Raw genomic sequence first — 14987 nt, 5'->3', positions numbered from 1 at the left:
ACACGATCGTGACCGCCGCGCGCACCGGCAAGATCGGCGACGGCAAGGTCTGGGTGCAGACCGTCGACGAGGTCGTGCGGGTCCGGACGAACGAGCGCGGGGACGACGCCGTCTGACGACACCCGAGGTCAGGGGGTCGGGAGGTCGGGCACGCTAGAGCGCGATCTCTCCGGGGGGGCGTCGAGCCGCAGCACTCATCGCTGCGACACCTCACTCCCCTATCGGCAGACCTCGCCCGACCGTGAGCCCGCGAGGGTCGGCCAGCTCACCCCCCTCAGAGCACCGGGAGCGGACCGGTGACCGGCGCGCCGAACAGACCCGGCCGCGCGCGGAACAACGAGCCCACAGGCTTTCCCGCCCGCCCGTCGTCGACGGGCGACGTCGTGATGTAGAGGTCGCCCAGGTCGATCCCGCCGAACGCGCACCCGGTCACCTGGCTCCCGGTGACGTGGACGACGCGGTCGAGCGCGCCGTCGACGGTGTAGCGCAGCACGACGGACGCACCGTGCACGGCGACCCACACGCCACCATCGGAGTCGATCGCTGTGCCCCTGGGCGTCCCGTGCGCCGTGAGGCTCACCCACGGCCGCAGCGCGCCGCACCGGCCCGCGTCGTCGAGGTCAGCCACGAGCACCGTCGCGGGGGTGTCCGTCACGTACATGCGCGATCGCGCCGGGTCGAACGACAGCCCGCGCGGGTCGGCCAGCCCCTCGGCCAGGGTGTCCCAGCCCCCGTCCGACCGGTGGCGGTGGACGGCCCCGGTCGCGGCGCCCGAGGCCGACGTGGCCACGTGCAGGAGCCCGTCCGGGCCCCACTGCGCGTCCGTGACGGGCCCCCACCCCTCCACGAGCGGCACCGACAGCCCCTCGGGCCGAAGCCCGGCGTCGAGCGCCACGACGTTGTGCTGGGTCACGAGAGCCCAGCCGCCCCGGCGCGGACGGAGCGCGACAGCCCCGCCGCGAACGTGCTGGCGCTCGGCGAGACCGGTCTGCGCGTGGAACGTCAGGATGTCGCCGCGGCTGACGTCGACGTAGCGCAGCGCCTTCGTGCGCGCGTCCCACACGGGGCTCGCACCGTCGTCGTCGACCGGCCCCGAGACGCGCTCGGCCGAGATCTCGGTCACGGACTGATCTGCCCACATCGTCATTGACGTTCCATCCTCTTGCTCGAAGCGGCGCCGTTGCCCAGCCAGATCATGCTCCGCAGCGCGCCGCGGGACCCGGGACGTAGGGACTACATCAGCACGTCCCCGGCGTGACCTCACGGCTCGGTCCCGAGGTCGCCACGCCTTGACGGACTGGCGAACGCCTGTTAGTTTTCCACTTTATTAACTCCTGAACGAAGGTGTTCCATGGCTGGCACGTCCCGTCCTACGGCTCGCGGGGATCTCGTCCCCTCGGCGGTGCTCGCGCTGCTCGGCACGCGCGGACCGACGTCCCGTGCCGACGTCGCCCGCGCGCTCGACGTCAGCCCGGCAACCATCACGCAGCTGACCAAGGCCCTCATCGCTCGCGGACTCGTCGCCGAGCTCGAGACCGCACCGTCGCAGGGTGGACGCCCCGGACGACTCCTGGGTCTCGTCCGCTCGGCGGGTGGCGCGATCGGCGCCAAGGTGACGGCCGACCACGTCGCGATCGTCGACGTCGACGTCGACGGCACGGTGCGCAGCTCGACGTCTCACCGGTTCGACCCGGATGCGCCGAACGCCCTCGACGTCCTCGGGCACATCCTGGGCTCAGCCGTCGACGACCACTCCGGCCACCTGCTCGGCGTCGGGGTCGGGATCCCAGGCGCGGTCGACACCCAGGCCTCGGGAGTGGTCAACGCGCCGACGCTCGGCTGGGCGGACGCCCACGTGGGCGCCGTGCTGCGCACGATGCTGGGCGTGCCGGTGCTCGTCGAGAACGACGTGAACGCCCTGGCCGTCGCCGAACGCCTCTACGGCACGGGACGCCACTACAGCTCCTACCTGGTCGTGACGATCGGGCGCGGCATCGGCTGCGGGATCGTGGTCGACGGCGCCATCTACCGCGGTGCGTCGGGAGGGGCGGGCGAGATCGGCCACATCCCCATGAGTGTCGACGGTCCGCTGTGCGGCTGCGGCTCGCGCGGCTGCCTGGAGGCGCACATCGGCGACGACGCCCTGGTACGTCAGGCGCTCGAAGCCGGGGTGATCGGACCGCGCGGCACGCTCGACGGGCTCAAGGTCGCCGCAGGACGCGGCGACGAGACGGCGCGAGGGATCTACCGCGAGGCCGGCGCAGTGCTCGGACGAGCCCTGGCCGGGGTCGTGCACACGGTCGACCCGGAGGTCGTCGTGCTCCTCGGCGAGGGCATCGACGCCTGGCCGTACTGGGAGCTCGGCTTCGAGCAGTCCCTGCGCAGCCATCTCATGCCCGCGCGGCGCGGCCTGCCGTTCATCGTCGAGCCGTGGGCCGAGGACAAGTGGGCACTGGGTGCCGCGGCCCTCGTGCTGGCCACGCCGTTCGACTCCGCCGGAGCCGCCGGGGACCAGGGTCAGCTCGTGCGCGACCGCCTGCAGGCCGGCGGTCCCGCGATCGCCGCCGGGGCACTCCGGTGACCGCCGCACAGCCCGTGCCGACGTCAGCGGTCCTCACCGCGCCGGGCGCAGTCACCCCGACGGCACTCGCGCCCCGCCGCACGGCCGCATCCCGCTCGGGTCGGAGCCGCGGATGGAAGAACACCGCATGGGTGCTCTTCTTCCTCCTGCCGAGCGCGGTGCCCCTCGTGGCCTTCACGTTGATCCCGATGGTCACCTCCGCGTGGATCAGCCTGCACAAGTGGAACCTGATCTCGGCGATGGAGTTCGTCGGGCTGGACAACTACACCAAGCTGCTGAGCGATCCGGTGACGAGGCGGGTGTTCGGCCACACCCTGCTGTACATCGCGGGGTACCTGCCGCTCGTCTACGTCGGCGGGCTCGCGCTCGCGATGGCGCTGAACCAGGCCTTTCGCGGCCGCTCGTTCTTCCGGGCGGCGTACTTCCTGCCGGTGGTGACCAGCTGGGTCGTGGTCGCGCTCGTGTGGCAGTGGCTGCTGAACCCCAAGAACGGGCTCGTGAACCACGTGCTGGCGTTCTTCCACCTCCCCCAGCCGGGGTGGTGGACGGACCCGACGTGGGCGATGCCCGCGGTCGTCGTCGCCTCCGCCTGGAAGGACCTCGGCTTCGTCATGGTCATCCTGCTCGCCGGGCTGCAGGCGATCCCCGCGGACGTCCAGGAGGCCGCGCGGATCGACGGTGCCAACGCCTGGCAACGCTTCCGTCGGATCACCCTTCCGCTGCTGTCACCCTCGACCTTCTTCGTCCTAGTGATCTCGCTGATCAACGGTTTCCAGGTGTTCGACCAGGTCTACGTCATGACCGGCGGGGGCCCCGCGGGCTCGAGCCAGGTCGTCGTCGGCCAGATCTACGACCTGACGTTCCGCTACGGACGAGCCGGTGAGGCGTCCGCGCTCTCCTGGCTGCTGTTCATCCTCATCTTGGCGATCACCGCGCTCCAGCTGCGCGGGCAGAAGAAGTGGGTGACCCATGCCTGAGATCACGGACCGAGCGCTCGCACGTGCGATCGACGCGGAGAGGTCGACCACCCGCGCTCCACGGCGGCGGAGCCTGCGGCCGGGCCGGGTCGGCCTGTACGCCGGTGTCGTCGTCGGGGCCGTCGCGATGCTGTTCCCGTTCCTGTGGACGGTCATCACCTCGGTCACCCCGAACGGGACGCTCGCCGGCGGGCCGACCCTCGTCGTCGACAACCCCACCCTCGAGGCGTACACGACCCTGTTCACGTCGATGCCCATGTGGCGGATCGTGGCGAACTCGTTCGGGATCGCGATTGCCTCCACCGTGCTCCAGATGATCACCGGATCGATGGCGGCCTATGCCTTCGGCCGTCTGGAGTTTCGCGGCAAGAACGTGCTCTTCGGGCTGTACCTGGCGACCCTGATGGTCCCGCTGCAGGTGCTCGTCGTGCCGCTGTTCATCGAGATGACCAAGCTCCACGTGCAGGACACCTACTTCGCGCTGCTCGCGCCGTCGATCGCCGCCGCATTCGGCATCTTCCTGCTCAAGCAGGCCGTCGAGGGCGTTCCCCGCGAGCTCGACGAGGCGGCCACCATCGACGGGGCCGGTCACCTGCGCATCTTCACCTCGGTCGTGCTGCCCCTCATCCGGCCCGCCCTCGCGACGCTCGCCGTCTTCGCGTTCATGGGCAGCTGGAACAGCTTCCTGTGGCCGCTCGTCGCCATCCGCTCCCCCGAGCTCATGACCCTGCCGCTGGGGCTGTCCACGCTCCAGGGGCAGTTCACCACCCAGTGGAACGTGGTCATGGCCGGCTCGGTCGTGTCCATCCTGCCGATCGCCGTCGTCTACCTGTTCGCACAGAAGTACATCATCGCGGGCATGGCGCACACCGGCCTCAAGTAGCGCATTCCAGGCCCACACCGGGCGGTAACGATGCCGCCCGCCAGGAAAGGACGAACAATGCACCGCAGCATGACCTCCCGCCGTCCGCGGATGGTGGCCGCCCTTGTCTCGGGGGTCGCCCTCGCGCTGACCCTCACGGCCTGCGCTCAGGGCTCCGCCACGCGTTCCGACGCGGCCGCCGACTCCACGTCGGCCGGACCGACAACGGTTCGCTACATGAACTTCTCGGCGAACGACGGCCACGAGGCCGACCTCACCGCGATCGTGGCCGCGTTCGAGGCCGCGAACCCCGGCATCACCGTCCAGGTCGAGACGATCCCGTATGCCGACTACTTCACGAAGCTGCAGACGGCCGTCGCCGGTGGCACCGCGTCCGACGCCTTCGAGCTCAACTACGAGAACTTCGTCACCTACGCGGCCAACGGGACTCTCGCCGAGCTCAAGGGCGTCGACTCGGGCACCTACAAGGAGTCCCTCCTCACCGCGTTCACGAACGACAAGCTGCAGTACGGCCTTCCGGAGTCGTTCTCCAACGTCGTGCTCTTCTACAACAAGGCACTGTTCGACGCGGCCGGCATCGCCGCGCCGACCTCCAGCTGGACCTGGGCGGACGAGAAGAAGGCCGCCGAGGCCCTGACGAACAAGGCCACCGGGGTGTGGGGCGACTACCAGCCGGTGTCGTTCCACGAGTTCTACAAGGCCCTCGCGCAGTCCGGCGGCGAGTTCTTCAACGCGGACAAGACCAAGGCGACGTTCGCGTCGCCGCAGGGCATCGAGGCGGCCACGTGGCTGGTCGCGAAGTCCGGGTCGAGCATGCCCACCGAGGCAGACGGGGCCGGGACCGCGGACTTCGACACGAACCTGTTCAAGCAGGGCAAGCTCGCGATGTGGCACTCGGGCATCTGGATGTTCAGCGGGCTGAGCGCCGTCCCCGACCTCAGCTGGGACATCGCCGTCGAGCCGGGCAACACGCAGAAGGCCTCGGCGATGTTCACCAACGGGGTCGTCGTCTCGGCAGCCAGCAAGCACAAGGAGGCGGCCCAGAAGTGGATCGAGTACCTGACCGCCTCTGACACGACCGTCACCACCAGGCTGAAGACCGCCTGGGAGCTTCCGCCGGTCGACGAGTCCAAGCTCGGCGCCTACCTCGACATCACGCCTCCCACCAACCGGCAGGCCGTGTTCGACTCGCTCGACGCCGTCGTCCTGCCCCCGGTGATCGAGTCCCAGCAGGAGATGCAGGACGTCGTCACCGAGGAGCTCGGCAACGCCGCAGCCGGCCGGAAGAGCGTCGACCAGGCGCTCACGGACGCCCAGACCAGGGTGAACGCACTTCTGGGCTGATCCTCCTTGCTGGGTCCGGGCCACAGCAGCACCGGCCCGGACCCAGCACAGGTGACCATCGTCACGACAGCCGGCTCTGACCTCACCGGCACCGACTCCCCAGGACACCCCGACATGACCGAGAACTCCCCCGCCCAGCTTCCCGCCGTCGATGCGCACCGGCTGGTGGACCTCGCCCGCGTCAGCCACGAGGTGATCACCCGCCACCAGGACGCGGGCGGTGCGTACCCTGCTTCCCCGACGTTCTCCGCCTATCGGGGCTACGCGTGGCTGCGCGACGGAGCCTTCACCGCGGAGGGTGTCTCGCGCTACGGGGACGTCCTCTCCGCGAGCCGCTTCCACACGTGGGCGGCGGGCGTGCTGGCAGGGCGAGCAGACCAGGTCGCCGACCTCCGGACGGCGGCTGCCCGCGGCGAGGACGTGGCCCTCGACCGGATGCTGCCCACGCGTTTCACGTTCGACGGGGGCGTCGGCTCCGACCCCTGGTGGGACTTCCAGACGGACGGCTACGGGACCTGGCTGTGGTCGGTGGTCGAGCACGCTCGACGCCACGGGCTCCCGCTCGAGCCCTGGCAGGCCGGGATCGACGTCGCCGTGGACTACCTCACGACCTTCTGGGACCGGCCCTGCTACGACTGGTGGGAAGAGCACGTCGAGCAGCGGCACGTGTCGACGCTCGGCGCGATCTACGGGGGGTTGCGGGCAGCCGTCACCGCCGGGACGCTCGAGGCGACGCGGCTGTCGCGTGCCCTCGCGGCCGCCGCATCGGCGCGGGACGTCGTCCTGCTCGCGGGCACGACGACCGGCACCGGCGGAACGCCCCACCTGGCGAAATGGCTCGGCTCGGCCGAGGTCGACGGTTCTCTGGCCGCCTGTGTCGTCCCGTTCGGCCTGCTCGAACCCGGGGATGCGCTCGCCACGGCCACCCTCGGGACGATCGCCCGCGATCTCGAGGTCGCGGGCGGAGTGCACCGGTTCGCCGCCGACGTGTTCTACGGCGGCGGCCAGTGGCTGCTCCTGTCCTGCCTCCTCGGGTGGAACCGCGCCGCCGCCGGCGATCGCGAGGGCGCCCTGCGCTCTCTCGTGTGGGCGGCCGACCACACCCAGCCCGACGGCGACATGCCCGAGCAGGTCGCTGACCACCTCCTGCACCCCGACCACCGCGCCGAGTGGCTCGCGCGCTGGGGTCCCGTCGCGACCCCGCTCCTGTGGTCGCACGGCATGTACCTGATCCTCGCCGACGAGCTCGGCCTGCTCCCGAACGGTGTCGCCTCATGACCAGCACGACCTCGCACCTCAGCCAGCCCGCGGTGCTCCACCGGCCGTTCGGCATCGAGCACCCCTACGCGACGTCCGCCGACCAGCGCCGTCCCGTGCGCCCCGAGGCCGGGCAGGCGGTGCACCTCGGTGTGGTCTGCCGGCTCGACGTCTCAGCGGTCGCCTGCGAGTGGGAACGCGTCGGCGCGCCCGCGACCATCCTCCAGCTCCGCACCGTCGACCCGGACGCCACCGACGCCGCGGCGCTCGCGGGCGGTGACGGTCACCTCGCCGGCGCCCAGGCGGCACAGCTGACCTCCGCGGGGGGCTGGGAGGTCGAGAGCCCGACCCTCGAGGCGGGCGCGCGCTACCGGTACCGGTTCGTCGCACAGACGCCCACCGCGGCCGGCGCCGACGGCACGCGGAGCGACACGACGCCGTGGTTCGAGGTCTCCGCCGGGGTGTGGGTGGCCGACGGCGGCCACCTGACATTGACGGACCGGGCGCTCACCCGCTCGGACGAGGACGAGACCGGCCTCGTGACCGACCACCCTCGCCTCGTCCCCGGGTCGGTCCGGTGGCTGCGCGATGCCGACGGCGTCCACCGGGTCCGGTTCGCGCTGCGGCTCGAGCCGACCGAGCACGTCGTCGGCTTCGGCGAGCGGTTCGACGCGGTCGACCAGCGGGGTCGACACCTGGACGCCGTCGTGTTCGAGCAGTACAAGTCCCAGGGCCGACACGGGCGCACCTACCTGCCGATGCCGTTCGCGCACGTCATCGACGAGTCCGGGGAGCCGGGCTGGGGGCTGCACGTCCGCACGGCGCGCCGTACGTGGTTCGACGTCGGCGCGTCCGAGCCCGACCAGCTGGTCGTCGAGGCCGCGCTCGAGGGGGCCGCCAGCGAGGCCCTCGACGTGGCCGTCTACCACGGTGCGGCGCACGAGGTGCTGCACGCGTTCGGCGACGAGGTCGGCCGCGCCGAGCTGTTGCCGGAGTGGGTGTTCCGGCTCTGGGCCTCAGGCAACGAGTGGAACACGCAGCAGATCGTGATGTCCCGCATGGACTCCCACCGCGACCTCGCGATCCCGGTCGGCGCGGTCGTCATCGAGGCATGGAGCGACGAGGAGGGGATCACGATCTTCCGCGACGCGCAGTACGAGGTGAACCTCGACGGGGCCGCGCACGAGGCGACCGACTTCACCTACCCGCCGGACGGCGCGTGGCCCGACCCCCGGGCCATGATCGACGAGCTCCACGAGCGGGGGATCAAGGTCATCCTGTGGCAGATCCCGCTGCAGAAGACCGAGTTCGACCTGGGCCCCGACGTCGGGCCGGACAGCCAGGTGCTCGCCGACGCCCGCGCCATGGTCGACGGGGGTCACGCCGTGCTCGAGGCCGACGGCTCGCCGTACCACAACCGGGGCTGGTGGTTCCCGCAGGCCCTGCTCGCCGACCTGACGACCCCACGCAGCCGGGACTGGTGGACGGCCAAGCGGCGATACCTCGTCGAGGACCTCGACGTCGACGGGTTCAAGACCGATGGCGGCGAGCACGCCTGGGGTCATGACCTGCGCTACGGCGACGGTCGACGCGGCGACGAGGGCAACAACCTCTACCCCGTGCACTACGCGCGGACCTTCGGCGACCTTCTGCGTTCGTGCGGCAAGGCCCCGGTGACCTTCTCCCGCGCCGGTTTCACGGGGTCGCAGGCGCACGGCATCTTCTGGGCGGGCGACGAGGACTCCACCTGGGAGGCGTTCACCCACTCGGTCACAGCCGGCATCACCGCGGCAGCGTGCGGGATCGTCTACTGGGGCTGGGACCTCGCCGGGTTCTCCGGACCGGTCCCCGACTCCGAGCTCTACCTGCGGGCGACCGCGGCCGCGACCTTCATGCCGATCATGCAGTACCACTCCGAGTTCAACCACCATCGCCGACCGCTGCGCGACCGCACGCCCTGGTTCGTCGCGGAGACGAACGGTGACCCCGGGGTCGTCGACACATTCCGGCGGTACGCCGAGCTGCGCGAACGCCTGGTCCCGTACCTGTCCGAGCAGGCCGCCGCGACCGTCGCGACGAGCCGGCCGCTGATGCGCGGGCTGTTCTTCGACCACCCGGGCGACGCCGCCGTGTGGGACCACCCCGGTCAGTTCCTGCTCGGGGACGACCTCCTCGTCAACCCTGTCACGAGCCCCGGAGCGGTCACCTGGTCGACCTACCTGCCTGCGGGCACCTGGGTCGACGTCTGGACCGGTGCGACGCACGCGGGAGCGCAGATCACGCAGCGCGACGTCCCCCGCGACGTCGTCCCCGTGTACTGCCGCGCCGAACGCTGGGATGCCCTGCGCGGGGTCTTCGAGGCCTGACGGCAGCGGTCAGTCGCGCGTCGGCATCCACACCCGCATCGTCGACGGACCACGGTTCGCCCACTGCTGGTACGGGATCAGGCTGACGAGCCCGTGGTCGACCGTCCCGCGCACGGCTCCGGGTCCGTCAGGCGCGCCGTGCTCGCCGTACGGCCAGCCGGTGTCCTCGACGTCGAGCGTCGAGACCACGACCTTGACCTCGCCGGCGTCGTCGACGGGCGGCACGTCGGTCCGCACGACCGCGGTGTTGACGCTCGCCCCGAGGTCGGTCGACTCCAGGCACAGCACCAGCGGGCCGCGCTCGACCGCCACCTGCCCGCGCACGGCATCCACCCGGGCGTCGGGCCAGGTCCACCGGGCCGCGACCGGCAGGTCGAGCTCGACGACCTCGCCGGGCTCGAAGGCACGCGTGACGGCCGCGTAGCCCGGCTCGGCGTCGTGTCGCTCCCCGCCCGCAGCAAGGGTCGCCCCGCGGGCCCAGGCCGGCACGCGCAGGCTGAGGGTCCACGGCGTCCGGGGACCCTCGAGGACCGTGACCCGGATGTTGCCGTCGACCGGGTAGGCCGTCTCGATGCGCAGCACGACGTCGCCGCCGTCGCCGACCCGGGTCCTGACCGTCGAGGGGGCGTACTGGTGCACCTGGACGCCGTCGTCGTCGACCGTGGCCACGTACGCCCCGAGCGAGGCGACGGTGCGCGTGACGTTCGTCGGGCAGCAGGACACCTCGAACCAGGGGGCCCGCAGGCTCGAGGACGCCCGCGCGCTCGCCACGTCGGCCTCGGGGACGGTGCCGGGGGTGCGCTGCTGCAGCGTGTTCGTGTAGTAGAACGCGCGACCGTCGGCCGCCGGCGACGTCGCGTCGACGTTGTACAGCGTGCGCTCGACGGCGTCGGCGTGCTCGGAGCGGCCGGTCGCGAGCAGCAGCCGGTGGTTGAGCATGACGGACGCGACGCCCGCGCACGTCTCCGAGTACGCCCGGTCAGGCGGGAGCTCGTGGTCGGTCCCGAAGGACTCGCCCTCGTGGTGCGCCCCCATGCCTCCCGTGAGGTAGGTGCGTCGGGCCAGCGTGTTCACGGTCTGCAGCGTGATCGCCGCGAGAAGCTCGGTGTCGTCGTCCTCGATCGCCAGGCCGGCCGCCGCCGACGCGAGGGACAGCGCGCGCACCGCGTGGCCCGTCATGACGGTCGTCTCGCGCACCGGCTGGTCGTCCTGGAAGTACTGCCGCCCCAGCTCGATGTCGCCGAGCACCCCGTGGCCGCGCCGCTCGACGAAGCGCCGCGCCTGGTCGAGGTACCGGCGCTCCCCCGTCAGCCGGTACAGCTCGACGAGCGCGACCTCGATCTCCGGGTGACCGCACACGCCCTGGTTGTCGTTCGGCCCGAACACGTCGCAGACGTGGTCAGCCGCACGGATCGCGACGCGCACGAGCTCGTCCGTGCCGTGCGTCCGCGCTCGCGCGACGCCGGCCTGGATGAGGTGCCCGAAGCAGTAGAGCTCGTGGCCCCACTGCAGGTCGCTGTACCGTGCGCCCTGACCCGGCCTGCCGAACCGGGTGTTGAGGTAGCCGTCGGCGTCCTGGGCCGCGGCGACCCGGGCGACGAGAGCCTCGAGGCGTGCCTCCAGGTCCGCGTCACCCGTGCGGCCGACCTCCCACGACATCGCCTCGAGGAGCTTGTAGATCTCCGAGTCGGAGAACTCCCGGCCGCGCCGGCGCTCGGGCAGGTACCCCTGGACGGCGGCGTCGAAGTTGCCAATCCATCCCATCTGCTCGATCCACGCCTCGCAGTGCGCGATCATCGCGGTCGCGTTGAGCTGCTGCAGGTCGGCCCAGAACCCGCCGTCGATGGTGACCTCACCGATCCCGAGGGGGCGCCATGTGCCCGACGACGGGGCGACCGGGCGGCCGCGGTCCGGGCGATCCGCCGGGACGAGGAGCCCGGGACGGGAATCGGCATCATGAAGGGCGGGCATAGCAGGCTCCAGGTCAGGTCGGTGCGAATCGTTCGAGTGCGGCGGCTCGCCGCCGAGCGGTGCGATCACTTGACCGCGCCGACGGTCAGGCCGTCGCGCAGCAGCCGGTAGGTCGCAGTGAAGACGAGCATGATCGGCACAGAGGTCATGACGGCGAGCGCCATCAGCCCGGGCCAGTTGATGCCGAACGCCGAGACCTGCTGCGCGAGGAGCGCGCTCATCGGGTAGCTGCCCGGCGAGAGGAACATGTTCACTGCGTACAGGAACTCGCCCCACGACAGCAGGAAGACCAGCGTCCCCACGGTGAACACGCCGTTGCGGGCCACGGGGAGCACGATCGAGAAGAAGGTCCGCAGCACCGACGCGCCGTCGATGGCTCCCGCCTCCTCGAGCTGGGGTGGCACCGACCGGAAGAAGGGTCGGAGCAGCAGCGTCGCGAACGGGATGAGCAGGGCCGTGTCGGCGATGATGACCCCGACGGTCTTGTCGAGGAGCCCCCAGTTGCCGAAGATCTGGAACAACGGGATGACGGTCGCGGTCTGAGGCATCATCTGCAGCACGATGAGGAGGCCGAGGCCCGTCGTGCTGATCCAGCCGACCGTGCGTGCCAGCCCGTACGCCGCGGGGATCGCGACGAGCAGCGTGAGGACCGTCGTGCCGACCGAGATCAGCACCGACTGCTTGAGCGCGATCATGAGGTCGCCGTTGAATGCCTCGACGTAGGCCGTGGTCACCGGGCGGAAGACGAGCGACGCCTGCGACGAGAACACGTCGGAGGACTTCTTGAACGACGTGAGCACGATCCACAGGATCGGGATGCCGTACATGAGCGTCAGGAGCGCCTTGACTGTGCCCGTGACGGGGCCAGTGGTCTGCTTCACGACTCCGACTCCTCTCGGCGGATGCTGCGGGCGTAGACGGCGGCCAGCACGAGGACCAGGACCACCGCGAGCACGGATGTCGCGGCCCCTCGGCCGAAGTCGTACCGGACGAACGCCTGGAGGTACCCGAGGAACGGCAGCGTGTTCGTCGCCGTCCCGGGCCCGCCGTACGTCATGACGTAGATGAAGTCGAAGCTGCGGAAGCCGTAGACGATCGTCAGCACCAGCAGGACCAGGGTCGTGGAACGCACCGACGGGATCATGATGTGCCGGATCTCCTGCCACCGGCTCGCGCCGTCGAGCGCCGCGGCCTCGAACACCTCCGGGGAGATGTTCATCAGTGCCGCCCGGAAGACGAGGGCGTTGAACGGGATCACGACGAAGGCGTTGACGAACGCCACGGCCATCAGGGCCGCGTACTGGTCGTACAGGAACGGCACCGCAGTGTCGCGGATGCCTGACGAGACCAGGAGCGTGTTGAACAGACCGGCGTCGCCGAGGAGGAACTTCCACACGCTCCCGTTGACGACGGGCGGCAGCGCCCACACGAAGACCATGAGGGCCAGCAGGGCGCCCGACCAACGACCCGTCGTCCGCAGCGCGATCGCGGCGCCCAGCCCGACGACCATGCCGAGGACCGTGACGATGAGGACGAAGATGCCGGTGCGATAGAGCGCCTGGGTGCTCTCCCCCGAGACGAACCCGGCGGTGAAGTTGTCGAGTCCGACGAACTTCCATACGCCGTTGAGGCTGGCCGCGCGCACCGTGCTCACGCTCATCCGGAGCAGCTGGATGAGTGGGAACACGCTGAAGAAGGCGAGGAACACGGCCGCGGGAGCGAGGAACAGCAGCCGGACCTGGGCGGTTCGCCCACGTCGCCTGGGCCGGTCATGACTCGTGCTGCGTCGGCTGAGGGGCGGCCGTGCGGCCGGAGGGGCGGCCGTCGGCGCCAGGGGGACTGTCATGTCGAAGATCTCTCTCGTCGAAGTGACTCTGACGCCGGCGGCCGCTGCTCGGGTGCTCAGCCCAGCAGGCTGGTCAGCGACTTGAACGCCGTCGATGCCGCGTCGGCCGGAGACTGCTGACCACCGAGCGCCGAGCTCCATGCCTGCCCGACCGTGAGCTGGACATCAGCGACGGCCGAGGGCTTGATGACGGCGTCCGGGTAGTTGGCGCCCGACTTCGCGATGGTGTCCGCGAACGCCTTGAGCAGCGGGTTGCTGCTCACTGCGGTGTCGTTGGCGGCGTCCTTGCGCGACGGGATGCTGCCGACGAGCGTGACCGGCAGGATCTGCCCGGCCGCGTCGAAGTACGTCTCGCTCAGGTACTTCCACGCGAGATCGGGGTTCTTGCTGAACGCGCCGATCCCCTCGCCCTCGCCACCGAGGTAGACCTTGCCCTTGTCACCCACGGGGAGCGGCACCACGCCGTAGTTGAACTTCGCGTCCGACTTGGCGGTGCCCATCTGCCAATTGCCGTTCTCGGCGAACGCGACGCCGCCTGCGGCGAACTTCTGGAACGGCACGGTCTGGTCCCAGGTCACGGACTCCTGCGACAGCCAGCCCTTGTCGACCCACCCGCGGACACGCGACAGCCCCGCCTCGAGCGACTTGGCGTCGGGCTTCGTGTAGCTGAAGCCCTCGGCCGACAGCCACGGGAACGCCTGCCACTCGCCCTGCGACTGCGGCAGACCCGAGAGCGTGATGCCCTGGAAGCCAGCCGCCTTGGCAGCCTCCATCGCGGACTCGAGCTCGGCCATCGTCGTGGGCGGCTGGACGCCGATCTGCTTGAGGATGTCGGCGTTGTACCAGAGGCCGAGCAGGTTCACGTAGCCCTGGACGGCGTAGATCTTGCCGTCGATCTTGTGGACGACCGAGTCCGGGAACTGGGCCGCGTCCGCGAACGAGCCCCACTGCGTGTCGAGCGGGGCGAGCGCCCCGCCGAGCGCGAGCGTCGCTGCCTCGGCGCCGTTGAAGACGACGATGTCAGGACCGGTCTTGGCCCCGGCGGCCGAGACGAGCTTGGAGTTCATCTGGTCGTACGGGACGAACACGTTGTCGACCTTGACGCCCGAGTGGGCGGCCTCGAACTTCGAGGCGTACTGGTCCATCAGCTTGACCTGGTTGACGTCGCTGAAGTAGTGCCACACGGTGAGCGTGCCGCTCTCGGCGGCGCCGCCGCCGGTACCCGTTGCTGCCGTCCCGGTCGCGCCGCCGGTCGAGCCGCCGGAGCAGGCTGCCAGCGCGAGCGCGCCCGCAACCACGATGGAGCTCAGTGTCAGGGCGCGCGTGCGGCGGCCGCCCGTGCGACGCCTCGTGCTCCCCATGTCGTCGATTCTCAACAGGACTCCTCTGTCCGATGGTCGAGGACCGCGTGCGACCAGCGACTTCGCTGGGCCTCGATCCTCAGTGATGGAGTTGCGTGTACCTCTGACCTGACGGCAACGGGCTGGTTGCCCGGACCGCAGGTACCAAGCGCGTCTCGCCGTCTTCCACGAAACGTGCCGAAACCGTTTTCTCGACGCTATCACTCGACTCTGCGGCGGTCAACCGCACTATGATGCGCAGAGGTTTTCGTGATCTGACCGTGATGAAGGAGGGTCCTGCGGTGAGTGCATCCGACAGCGCCGGCGCACGACCTCGAGCCGCGACTCTCCGCGACGTCGCACTGCTCGCTGGCGTGTCGGTCGCCACGGCGTCGAAGGCCCTCAACGGTCGAGCCCACGTC

The 14987-nt window shown here is 70.6% G+C and carries 13 protein-coding genes; 8 read left to right on the top strand and 5 right to left on the bottom strand.

Annotation, left to right across the window (positions count from 1 at the left end):
• A partial coding sequence (locus VFW79_RS12195) for a P-II family nitrogen regulator (protein WP_329677560.1) occupies positions 1–116 on the top strand: 116 nt, incomplete at its 5' end.
• 158 nt (positions 117–274) lie between these two features.
• Here the strand turns inward: VFW79_RS12195 and VFW79_RS12190 are convergent.
• Positions 275–1123: an SMP-30/gluconolactonase/LRE family protein gene (locus tag VFW79_RS12190; protein ID WP_329677558.1), complete on the bottom strand. Its 849-nt coding sequence runs from the start codon at positions 1121–1123 to the stop codon at positions 275–277.
• 228 nt (positions 1124–1351) lie between these two features.
• Between VFW79_RS12190 and VFW79_RS12185 the strand changes: the two genes are divergently transcribed.
• The 6 genes from VFW79_RS12185 to VFW79_RS12160 all read left to right on the top strand — a co-directional run bounded on the left by VFW79_RS12185 (position 1352) and on the right by VFW79_RS12160 (position 9408).
• Positions 1352–2581, top strand: a complete 1230-nt coding sequence (locus tag VFW79_RS12185) for an ROK family transcriptional regulator (RefSeq protein WP_329677557.1) — start codon at positions 1352–1354, stop codon at positions 2579–2581.
• Positions 2578–3558 (top strand): sugar ABC transporter permease, encoded by a 981-nt coding sequence (locus VFW79_RS12180; protein ID WP_329677556.1) that lies wholly within the window; start codon positions 2578–2580, stop codon positions 3556–3558. Before VFW79_RS12185 ends, VFW79_RS12180 begins: the two co-directional genes overlap by 4 nt.
• Complete coding sequence (locus tag VFW79_RS12175; RefSeq protein ID WP_329677555.1) at positions 3551–4441, top strand: carbohydrate ABC transporter permease; 891 nt, start codon at positions 3551–3553, stop codon at positions 4439–4441. Before VFW79_RS12180 ends, VFW79_RS12175 begins: the two co-directional genes overlap by 8 nt.
• Positions 4442–4510: 69 nt before the next feature.
• Positions 4511–5785, top strand: coding sequence for a sugar ABC transporter substrate-binding protein (locus VFW79_RS12170; protein WP_329677554.1), 1275 nt, complete (start codon positions 4511–4513; stop codon positions 5783–5785).
• Between the two features lie 51 nt (positions 5786–5836).
• Entirely contained in the window at positions 5837–7063 is a 1227-nt protein-coding gene (locus VFW79_RS12165; RefSeq protein ID WP_329677553.1) for a glycoside hydrolase family 15 protein, read from the top strand.
• Entirely contained in the window at positions 7060–9408 is a 2349-nt protein-coding gene (locus VFW79_RS12160) for a TIM-barrel domain-containing protein (protein ID WP_329677552.1), read from the top strand. Before VFW79_RS12165 ends, VFW79_RS12160 begins: the two co-directional genes overlap by 4 nt.
• Before the next feature lie 9 nt (positions 9409–9417).
• On the opposite strand, the gene VFW79_RS12155 is transcribed toward VFW79_RS12160, so the two are convergent.
• The 4 genes from VFW79_RS12155 to VFW79_RS12140 form a co-directional block, all read right to left on the bottom strand.
• Positions 9418–11379, bottom strand: a complete 1962-nt coding sequence (locus VFW79_RS12155; protein WP_329677551.1) for a glycoside hydrolase family 127 protein — start codon at positions 11377–11379, stop codon at positions 9418–9420.
• Between the two features lie 65 nt (positions 11380–11444).
• Entirely contained in the window at positions 11445–12260 is an 816-nt protein-coding gene (locus VFW79_RS12150; RefSeq protein WP_329677550.1) for a carbohydrate ABC transporter permease, read from the bottom strand.
• Positions 12257–13225, bottom strand: a complete 969-nt coding sequence (locus tag VFW79_RS12145; RefSeq protein ID WP_329677549.1) for a sugar ABC transporter permease — start codon at positions 13223–13225, stop codon at positions 12257–12259. The genes VFW79_RS12150 and VFW79_RS12145 overlap by 4 nt, the downstream gene beginning before the upstream one ends.
• A 56-nt stretch (positions 13226–13281) precedes the next feature.
• Positions 13282–14586, bottom strand: a complete 1305-nt coding sequence (locus VFW79_RS12140) for a sugar ABC transporter substrate-binding protein (protein ID WP_329677548.1) — start codon at positions 14584–14586, stop codon at positions 13282–13284.
• Between the two features lie 230 nt (positions 14587–14816).
• Between VFW79_RS12140 and VFW79_RS12135 the strand changes: the two genes are divergently transcribed.
• On the top strand, positions 14817–14987 hold a 171-nt coding region (locus VFW79_RS12135; protein ID WP_329677559.1), incomplete at its 3' end, for a LacI family DNA-binding transcriptional regulator.

It is taken from the genome of Cellulomonas sp. (assembly GCF_036279715.1).
In the GTDB taxonomy this organism is placed as follows: Bacteria; Actinomycetota; Actinomycetes; order Actinomycetales; family Cellulomonadaceae; genus Cellulomonas_A.
Note: the sequence above shows the minus strand (reverse complement) of the source record. Positions and strands in the feature narration are given on the sequence as shown.

What these genes read in the sequence shown, in the direction of transcription:
- VFW79_RS12185 (WP_329677557.1), top strand. Translation starts at nt 1,352, where the DNA reads ATGGCTGGCACGTCCCGTCCTACGGCTCGCGGGGATCTCGTCCCCTCG.
- VFW79_RS12175 (WP_329677555.1), top strand. Translation starts at nt 3,551, where the DNA reads ATGCCTGAGATCACGGACCGAGCGCTCGCACGTGCGATCGACGCGGAG.
- VFW79_RS12170 (WP_329677554.1), top strand. Translation starts at nt 4,511, where the DNA reads ATGACCTCCCGCCGTCCGCGGATGGTGGCCGCCCTTGTCTCGGGGGTC.
- VFW79_RS12160 (WP_329677552.1), top strand. Translation starts at nt 7,060, where the DNA reads ATGACCAGCACGACCTCGCACCTCAGCCAGCCCGCGGTGCTCCACCGG.
- VFW79_RS12155 (WP_329677551.1), bottom strand. Translation starts at nt 11,379, where the DNA reads ATGCCCGCCCTTCATGATGCCGATTCCCGTCCCGGGCTCCTCGTCCCG.
- VFW79_RS12145 (WP_329677549.1), bottom strand. Translation starts at nt 13,225, where the DNA reads ATGACAGTCCCCCTGGCGCCGACGGCCGCCCCTCCGGCCGCACGGCCG.
- VFW79_RS12140 (WP_329677548.1), bottom strand. Translation starts at nt 14,586, where the DNA reads ATGGGGAGCACGAGGCGTCGCACGGGCGGCCGCCGCACGCGCGCCCTG.